This is a genomic window from Acinetobacter sp. P8-3-8 (assembly GCF_000214135.1).
Lineage (GTDB): Bacteria > Pseudomonadota > Gammaproteobacteria > Pseudomonadales > Moraxellaceae > Acinetobacter.
Map to the genome: position 1 here is coordinate 51,492 of NZ_AFIE01000017.1, position 7,226 is coordinate 58,717.

The window sequence follows — 7,226 nt, forward strand, 5'->3', positions numbered from 1 at the left end:
GGGTAATTTTAGAGATTATCCATTTAATTATTCTTTTGATTCGAGAATGACCATGATGACCACCCGTACACAAGGCTATATATATGTCGCAATCACGATGTGTATTTGGGGCGGGTTTACCATTACATCACGTCTTAATGCACTTTGGCATATCAGTGCTTGGGATATAGCTGCACTACGTTTTACATTGGCATTTTGTATTCTCATGCCGATTTTAATCTATAAAAAAGATACTGCTTTTCTCTTTAAAAAAGAGCCGTTCATTTTAGCCATGATCGGTGGGGTTGTTTATTGTTTAACATGTTATAGCGCCTTTCTTTATGTTCCAGCAGCACATGCAGCAATTTTTTTAAATGGTTGCATTCCTTTATGTACAGCTCTTGCAGGTTTTCTTTTATTCAAACAACCCTTTGATAAGCACACATGGGTCAGTTTAGTGATTATGTTGTCTGCAATTTCAGGGATGAGTTTCTTAATGTATGAAGAAACGGGTGTTGCGTTTGGCTTTGGTGATTTACTGTTTTTTATCAGTGCCATTTGGTGGGGAATCTTTACTGTTTTACTACGCCAATGGAAGTTATCAGCTTGGCACTCTATGGCAGGTGTGGCCATTTGGTCAGCAATTGTTTATGTACCTTTTTATTTGGTGTTTTTACCAAAACAACTTGATCAAGTTACGATGCCACATTTGATTATGCAAACGCTGTTTCATGGCATTTTTGTGGTCATCATTGCGACCTTAGCTTATGTTGAAGCAATTAAACGTTTGGGTGCATTCAAAACAGGCAGTATCGTCACTTTGGCACCTTTTATTGCAGCGATTATTGCTGTGCCTTTGCTCAATGAACCATTAAGTGGAGCGATTCTTTGTGGTTTGGTTGGTATGGGAATTGGCGCATTACAACCTTGGCGCTGGTTTATGCATAAAGATAGTTTACAAAACAGCTTGGATCAGCAAAATAACGGTCTAAAAAAGTAAAATAACAAAGTCACAGAACCCATATATTATGGTTTTGAACGGTCAAGATACTGCTGATGTAGTGTTTCAAGCTGAGTATATAAATGCTCAATATGACCATCATTCAGCACAATATCATCCGCCATTTCTTGCTTTTTGATTCGAGGCATTTGGGCTGCAATGATCTTTTGAATTTGGTCGATAGACTGTTCATCACGTTGTGCTGCACGTAAAATTTGTAGATCTTCACTCGCATCAATCAACAAAGTACGATGTGTTAATTGGTGTTGTGAAGTTTCAAATAATAAAGGTGAAACTAAGATCACGTAAGGACTTGTCGCATTTGCCAATTGCTGAATAATGGCGCTACGAATGGCAGGGTGAGTGATTTGTTCAAGTTGCTGACGTGCATTCGGCTCTTTAAAAATATGTTCACGTAAAGCACGTCGATTGAGCTCACCATCTTCAAGTAAGACCCAATCTCCAAAAGTATCTTTAATTTGTGTTAAAGCTGGTTGTCCTTTTTCGACAATTTCGCGTGCCACAATATCAGCATCAACTACTTGAATACCTTGAGCTTCAAACCACTGGCTTGCGGCAGATTTTCCACTGCCAATTCCACCTGTTAAACCCAAGATAAATGTCATGCTACATCCTTTAAAACAACTTTTGATGAATGATTTAGATGATTCAGGAAATTATTGACCTAAATATACTTTCATAATTTGCTCACCCCATAAAAATGCAATCCAACCTGCAATTGCAATATAAGGTCCGAAAGCGAAAGGCTGATTCTCTTTACGTGTTTTAAGCAAAATAATTCCAATAATAGAACCAACCAAAGAGGAAAGTAAAATAATCAGCGGTAACATTAACGGTCCCATCCACGCTCCTAGCGCAGCGAGAAGTTTAAAGTCACCATAACCCATACCTTCTTTGCCTGTGATGATTTTAAATAGATAGTAAACCACCCATAAACATAAGAAACCAATCAGATAACCCCAAATCGCAGAAGTGGGAGAGGTATAGATTTGGAAAGCATTAACAGCTAAACCGATTCCTGCCAGTGTTAAGGTAAAACGATCTGGTAGTAATTGGGTATCAAAATCGATAAAAGTTAAAGTGATGAGCATCCACGTGAGTAAGACACCAAAAACCATTTGTAAAGTTGGGCCATACACAGCGACTACTGTTAAAGAACAAACAGCAGTCAGTATTTCGATGAAGGGATAACGAAAACTAATCGGGTTTTGACATGTAGCACATTTGCCTTTTAAAGTTAACCAACTGATTACGGGTATATTTTGATACCAACGAATAGGTGTTTTACATTTAGGACAAGTTGATGCTGGTTTGCTTAGGCTGAGTTTTGACTCATCAATAATCGCTTGTTCAGGGTGCAAGAGCATTTGGCATTCTTGTTGCCATTCTTGCTCCATCATTTTCGGTGTTCTAAAAATCACAACATTGAGAAAACTGCCAATACATAAGCTTAATATCCCAACAGTTAGATAGAGTGCTGTTGGGGATTGGATAAGTAAATCTAGAAGTTCATTAAACATATTAAGAGTCTTTCATTTAAGCTGTAGTTATCCACCAACAACTGAGCCCATTTGGAAAATTGGTAGATACATTGCGATAACCAAACCACCAACAAGTACACCGAGTACAGCCATAATTAAAGGTTCCATCATTGATGTCAGGCCATCGACAGCATTATCCACTTCATTTTCAAAGTGCGTTGCCACCTTATCGAGCATTGCATCAAGGGCACCTGATTCTTCACCAATTGCAACCATCTGCACAGCCATGGACGGGAATCGATTGGTGACACGCATAGCGAAATTCAATTGTTGACCTGTTGCAACGTCATCACGAATTTTCATCACCGCTTGTTCATAAACCACATTATTGGTTGCACCTGCTGTTGATTCAAGAGCTTCAATCAGTGGTACACCTGCAGCAAATGTGGTTGCTAATGTACGGCTATAACGGGCAATAATGGCTTTATAAACTAGGTCTCCAAAAATAGGCAGTTTTAATGCTGTTCTATCAAGAAAATCTCGAAATTTTTTACTACGCTTTTTTGTTTCGAGAAAAGTAGCGATAATAATGCCAATGATGAGTAAGAATACAAACCAATACTTTTGCATCCAGTTTGACATATTCACAACCATTTGGGTAAAAGCAGGCAGGTCAGCACCAAATGAACTGAATAAGTCCTGAAAGACAGGGACGACTTTGACCATCAAAATAATGGTTACAATTAAGGCAACAACAATAACTGCTATGGGATATTTCATTGCTTTTTTGATTTTTTGTTTTAACAGTTCACTTTTTTCTTTATAGATAGCAACGCGGTCTAACATGGTTTCTAAAGCACCCGATTGTTCACCCGATTCGACCAGTGAGCAAAACAGATTATCAAAATAACGTGGATATTTTCTTAAAGCACCAGCAAAGGTATTGCCTCCCTCAACTTCACCTTTAATACCGAGTACGACTTCACGCATTGACGGATTTTCTAAACCTTCTGCAACGATTTCAAAGCTTTGTACCAATGGAACACCTGCTTTCATCATGGTTGCGAGTTGGCGAGTAAAAATGGTGATATCGAGTGTTGAAATGCCTTTTTTCATCAAGCCTTCGAGAATATTTTTCTTTTTTTCTCGAATGGTTTTAATGGTAATCCCTTGCTTTCTTAAGGTCACTTTTGCCAGTGCCATATTTCGTGCAGGTAGTTCCCCTTTGATTTTGACCCCTTTACGATCAACCCCGTCATAAGCAAATGTAGGCATCATTTGAGCTTTTTTCGCTGCCATTAGAATTTCCTTGAATATTGATTATATTTATTCACTGGTCACACGGTTAATTTCTTGTAAAGAAGTTAGTCCATTCATGACTTTGACTAGTCCTGAGCGTCTGAGATTATCAAACCCCAATTTTGCTGATGCAGCTGCGATTTGTAATGCATTGCCATCTTCCATGATAATCTTAGAAATTTCAGGTGTTACTTTCATCACCTCATAAATACCGACTCGACCTTTATAACCTTCACGGCATTCTGAGCAGCCGACAGGTTGAAAAATTTGTAAATCTGGATTGCTTAGATCTTGTTCAGTAAAGCCCATTTCTAACAGACTTTGCTTTGGGATTTCAACAGGTGTTTTACAGTGACTACAAAGACGTCGTGCAAGACGTTGAGCGATGACCAAATTCACCGATGTGGCAATATTAAATGAAGGAACGCCCATATTACGTAAACGGGTTAAGGTTTCAGGTGCGCTATTGGTATGCAATGTTGACATGACCATATGACCTGTTTGTGCTGCCTTAATCGCAATTTCAGCTGTTTCTAAATCACGAATTTCCCCGACCATAATAATGTCTGGGTCCTGACGAAGGAATGATTTGAGTGCAACAGAGAAGGTTAGGCCAACTTTTTGATTAACATTGACCTGATTAATCCCTTCTAGGTTAATTTCGACTGGATCTTCGGCAGTAGAGATGTTAGATGTTTCGGTATTTAGAATATTCAAACCTGTATACAGAGAAACTGTTTTACCAGAACCTGTTGGGCCTGTAATTAATAACATTCCTTGAGGTTTTTCTAAAGCTTCCATAAATAAAGCTTTTTGAGCTTCCTCATAACCTAAGGCATCAATGCCTAGCATCGCACTAGATGGATCCAGAATACGCAGTACTAATTTTTCACCAAATAGAGTTGGTAGTGAGTTAACACGAAAATCGATCGCTTTGGTCTTAGAAAGCTTTAATTTAATCCGACCATCTTGAGGCACACGTTTTTCAGAAATGTCCATTCTTGACATGACTTTTAAACGAGAGGCAAGACGTGTAGCAAGTTGTAGTGGTGGATTAGTAATCGTTCTGAGTACGCCATCTACTCGATACCGTACACGATAAGATTTTTCATAAGGTTCGAAATGTAAGTCTGATGCACCCATCCGAATTGCATCAATTAATAATTTATTGATGTATTTAACAATCGGTGCTTCATCTTCAGAGGTTTCATTTTCATCCTCATCTGAAGGTGGATCATCACTGGTTGCAATGATATCAACATCGAAATCTTCATCACCAAAATTAAAGCTTTCTTCTACAGTAAAATGTTTTTCTAAAACTTTTTCTAATTTATCGTATTCAACGATAATCGGTTCAATATTTAACCCACAGTTAAAGCGAATCGCATCAAGTGCTTCAATATTTGTAGGATCACTGGTAGCGACATATAGGATGTTGCCACGCTGAACTAGAGGTATGAGCCTATGTTTAGAAAATAAATTGCTATCAGCAACCTCTTTGGGGAACATGTCTGGATTAAAGCTGTCCAGATCAAGAATAGGCTCACCAAATTCACAAGAGATCATTTCTGCGATGAGCAATGGTTTGAGGTTTAATTTTTCAATAAGATACTCAACAGTACTCATTTTCAATTTGTGAGCGCTGTCTAGGGCGTCTTTCATTTGTTGTGCAGATACAAAACCTTCATCAACTAAGCGACGGATATATCCTGAAAACCTAAGTGAACCATTTTGTATAGACATCCCCACAACACCTTAAATTTGATTTTATAATTTGAATACGAAAATTATACGATTATCAGCAAAAATATCTAGAATTAAACGCATTATTCTACAAAGATATTTTAGCAATAACTTGAGCCAATTAGAATTTTAATCATTATCCATGAAATGATTTATATTTCCTATGAATTCTACATGACGACTTTAAATGAGAAGCTTAAATTGATAAAGAAAAAATGCTTTAAAATTGAAAATTCCGTGTAGAATGTGCACATTTTCGATAAAAGGTTAGATGTATGTCGGGTTCGAACATTATTCCTTGGGTTGTCGGCAATTGGAAAATGAACCCAATGCAGGCGGATTCGCAGCGACTCATACAGGATTTAACACAGCTTTTACAAAATGCGCCAATTTCAGAACAACAATGTCATATTGGTGTAGCACCTATTTCTATTGCACTACTTTCAATAAAACAATCGCTTCAAGATATCTCTGCGGTTAAGGTTGTTGCACAAGACGTTTCACAAATGGCTGGAACGGGTGCATATACGGGTGAAGTCAGTGCAGAACTACTTAAAGATAGTCAAATTGATTATGTATTGATTGGTCATTCTGAGCGTCGTGAAATTTTTGGTGATGATGTTGTTAAAATTAAAGCAAAAGTTACAAATGCTTTAAATGCCAATCTCCAAATTATCTATTGCGTAGGTGAAAGCCTAGAGCAAAGAGAAGCAGGGCAGGCTGAGCAAGTTGTATTACAACAAATTTGTGATCTAGCTGCGGTTGTAAAAGCAGGGCAATGGCACAATATTGTGATTGCATATGAACCTATATGGGCGATTGGAACAGGTAAAACGGCTTCGCCGCAAGATGCTCAATCTATGCATGCCAAAATTCGTGAGGGATTAACTCAAATTACTCCTGAGGCTCAAGATGTTGCTATTTTATATGGTGGTAGTGTTAAACCTGAAAATGCAGTAGAGTTGGCCGCTTGCCCAGATATCAACGGTGCCCTTGTTGGTGGTGCATCACTTAATGCCGAGTCATTTTATAAAATTGCTCAAGCATTTGCTAAAACAGAATAATAGGAGTTCAGCATGCATAGTTTTGTGCTGGTAGTACATATCATCTTGGCCGTGTTAATGATTGTACTTATTCTTGTACAGCATGGTAAAGGCGCTGATGCAGGTGCATCTTTTGGTGGTGGTGGTGCTGCAACAGTCTTTGGTGCATCAGGGTCTGCAAGTTTTTTAACTCGCTTGACTGCAATTTTGACTGCTTTGTTTTTTGTGACGAGTTTAACTTTAGCTGTGTTTGCAAAAAAGCTAACTTCAGACGCCTATGGTTTAAAAACCGTACAAACGACGACTCAGCCGGCGACACCAGTTCAGCCAAATACGAACGAAACTTCGCCAAATGCACCAAAATAAATAGCTTTTTAAAATTAAACCTTTCAATTTGTCGCACAAGCTACTAGAATGCGACACAGCTGCGGTGGTGGTGGAATTGGTAGACACGCTACCTTGAGGTGGTAGTGCTTTCGGGCGTGGGGGTTCAAGTCCCCCCTTCCGCACCAACAATGAACCAGATTGTTGGTGTTAGCAGCTAAAAAACATTGATGCGGGATGGAGCAGTCTGGTAGCTCGTCGGGCTCATAACCCGAAGGTCGTTGGTTCAAATCCAGCTCCCGCTACCAATTTAATTAAGATGCAACTTAATTAAAG

7 protein-coding genes and 2 tRNA genes are annotated in these 7,226 nt (G+C 38.7%); 5 read left to right on the forward strand and 4 right to left on the reverse strand.

The window, feature by feature from the left end:
* Nucleotides 1–52: 52 nt before the first annotated feature.
* Nucleotides 53–979, forward strand: a complete 927-nt coding sequence (locus GGG_RS0109275) for a DMT family transporter (RefSeq protein ID WP_029574521.1) — start codon at nt 53–55, stop codon at nt 977–979.
* 26 nt (nt 980–1,005) lie between these two features.
* Here GGG_RS0109275 and coaE read toward each other — a convergent pair whose 3' ends face one another.
* The 4 genes from coaE to pilB are packed head-to-tail and all read right to left on the reverse strand — an operon-like array spanning nt 1,006 to nt 5,523.
* Complete coding sequence (coaE, locus tag GGG_RS0109280) at nt 1,006–1,605, reverse strand: dephospho-CoA kinase (protein ID WP_010114131.1); 600 nt, start codon at nt 1,603–1,605, stop codon at nt 1,006–1,008.
* A 51-nt stretch (nt 1,606–1,656) separates the two neighbouring features.
* Nucleotides 1,657–2,520: an A24 family peptidase gene (locus GGG_RS0109285; protein ID WP_010114132.1), complete on the reverse strand. Its 864-nt coding sequence runs from the start codon at nt 2,518–2,520 to the stop codon at nt 1,657–1,659.
* A gap of 27 nt (nt 2,521–2,547) precedes the next feature.
* Nucleotides 2,548–3,780 (reverse strand): type II secretion system F family protein, encoded by a 1,233-nt coding sequence (locus GGG_RS0109290; protein WP_010114133.1) that lies wholly within the window; start codon nt 3,778–3,780, stop codon nt 2,548–2,550.
* Between the two features lie 27 nt (nt 3,781–3,807).
* A complete protein-coding gene (pilB, locus tag GGG_RS0109295) occupies nt 3,808–5,523 on the reverse strand; it encodes a type IV-A pilus assembly ATPase PilB (RefSeq protein WP_010114134.1) in 1,716 nt (571 codons plus the stop codon).
* Between the two features lie 275 nt (nt 5,524–5,798).
* Between pilB and tpiA the strand changes: the two genes are divergently transcribed.
* The 4 genes from tpiA to GGG_RS0109315 all read left to right on the forward strand — a co-directional run bounded on the left by tpiA (nt 5,799) and on the right by GGG_RS0109315 (nt 7,198).
* Nucleotides 5,799–6,587: a triose-phosphate isomerase gene (tpiA, locus tag GGG_RS0109300; protein WP_010114135.1), complete on the forward strand. Its 789-nt coding sequence runs from the start codon at nt 5,799–5,801 to the stop codon at nt 6,585–6,587.
* A 12-nt stretch (nt 6,588–6,599) separates the two neighbouring features.
* Nucleotides 6,600–6,932 carry a preprotein translocase subunit SecG gene (gene secG / locus GGG_RS0109305; protein WP_010114136.1) on the forward strand — a complete coding sequence of 111 codons (333 nt, stop codon included), beginning with the start codon at nt 6,600–6,602 and terminating at the stop codon, nt 6,930–6,932.
* Nucleotides 6,933–6,993: 61 nt separating this feature from the next.
* Nucleotides 6,994–7,078 (forward strand) — tRNA-Leu (locus GGG_RS0109310).
* 43 nt (nt 7,079–7,121) lie between these two features.
* Nucleotides 7,122–7,198 (forward strand) — tRNA-Met (locus GGG_RS0109315).
* The last annotated feature ends 28 nt before the right edge of the window (nt 7,199–7,226 follow it).

What these genes read in the sequence shown, in the direction of transcription:
- tpiA (WP_010114135.1), top strand. Translation starts at nt 5,799, where the DNA reads ATGTCGGGTTCGAACATTATTCCTTGGGTTGTCGGCAATTGGAAAATG.
- pilB (WP_010114134.1), bottom strand. Translation starts at nt 5,523, where the DNA reads ATGTCTATACAAAATGGTTCACTTAGGTTTTCAGGATATATCCGTCGC.
- secG (WP_010114136.1), top strand. Translation starts at nt 6,600, where the DNA reads ATGCATAGTTTTGTGCTGGTAGTACATATCATCTTGGCCGTGTTAATG.
- GGG_RS0109290 (WP_010114133.1), bottom strand. Translation starts at nt 3,780, where the DNA reads ATGGCAGCGAAAAAAGCTCAAATGATGCCTACATTTGCTTATGACGGG.
- GGG_RS0109275 (WP_029574521.1), top strand. Translation starts at nt 53, where the DNA reads ATGATGACCACCCGTACACAAGGCTATATATATGTCGCAATCACGATG.
- coaE (WP_010114131.1), bottom strand. Translation starts at nt 1,605, where the DNA reads ATGACATTTATCTTGGGTTTAACAGGTGGAATTGGCAGTGGAAAATCT.
- GGG_RS0109285 (WP_010114132.1), bottom strand. Translation starts at nt 2,520, where the DNA reads ATGTTTAATGAACTTCTAGATTTACTTATCCAATCCCCAACAGCACTC.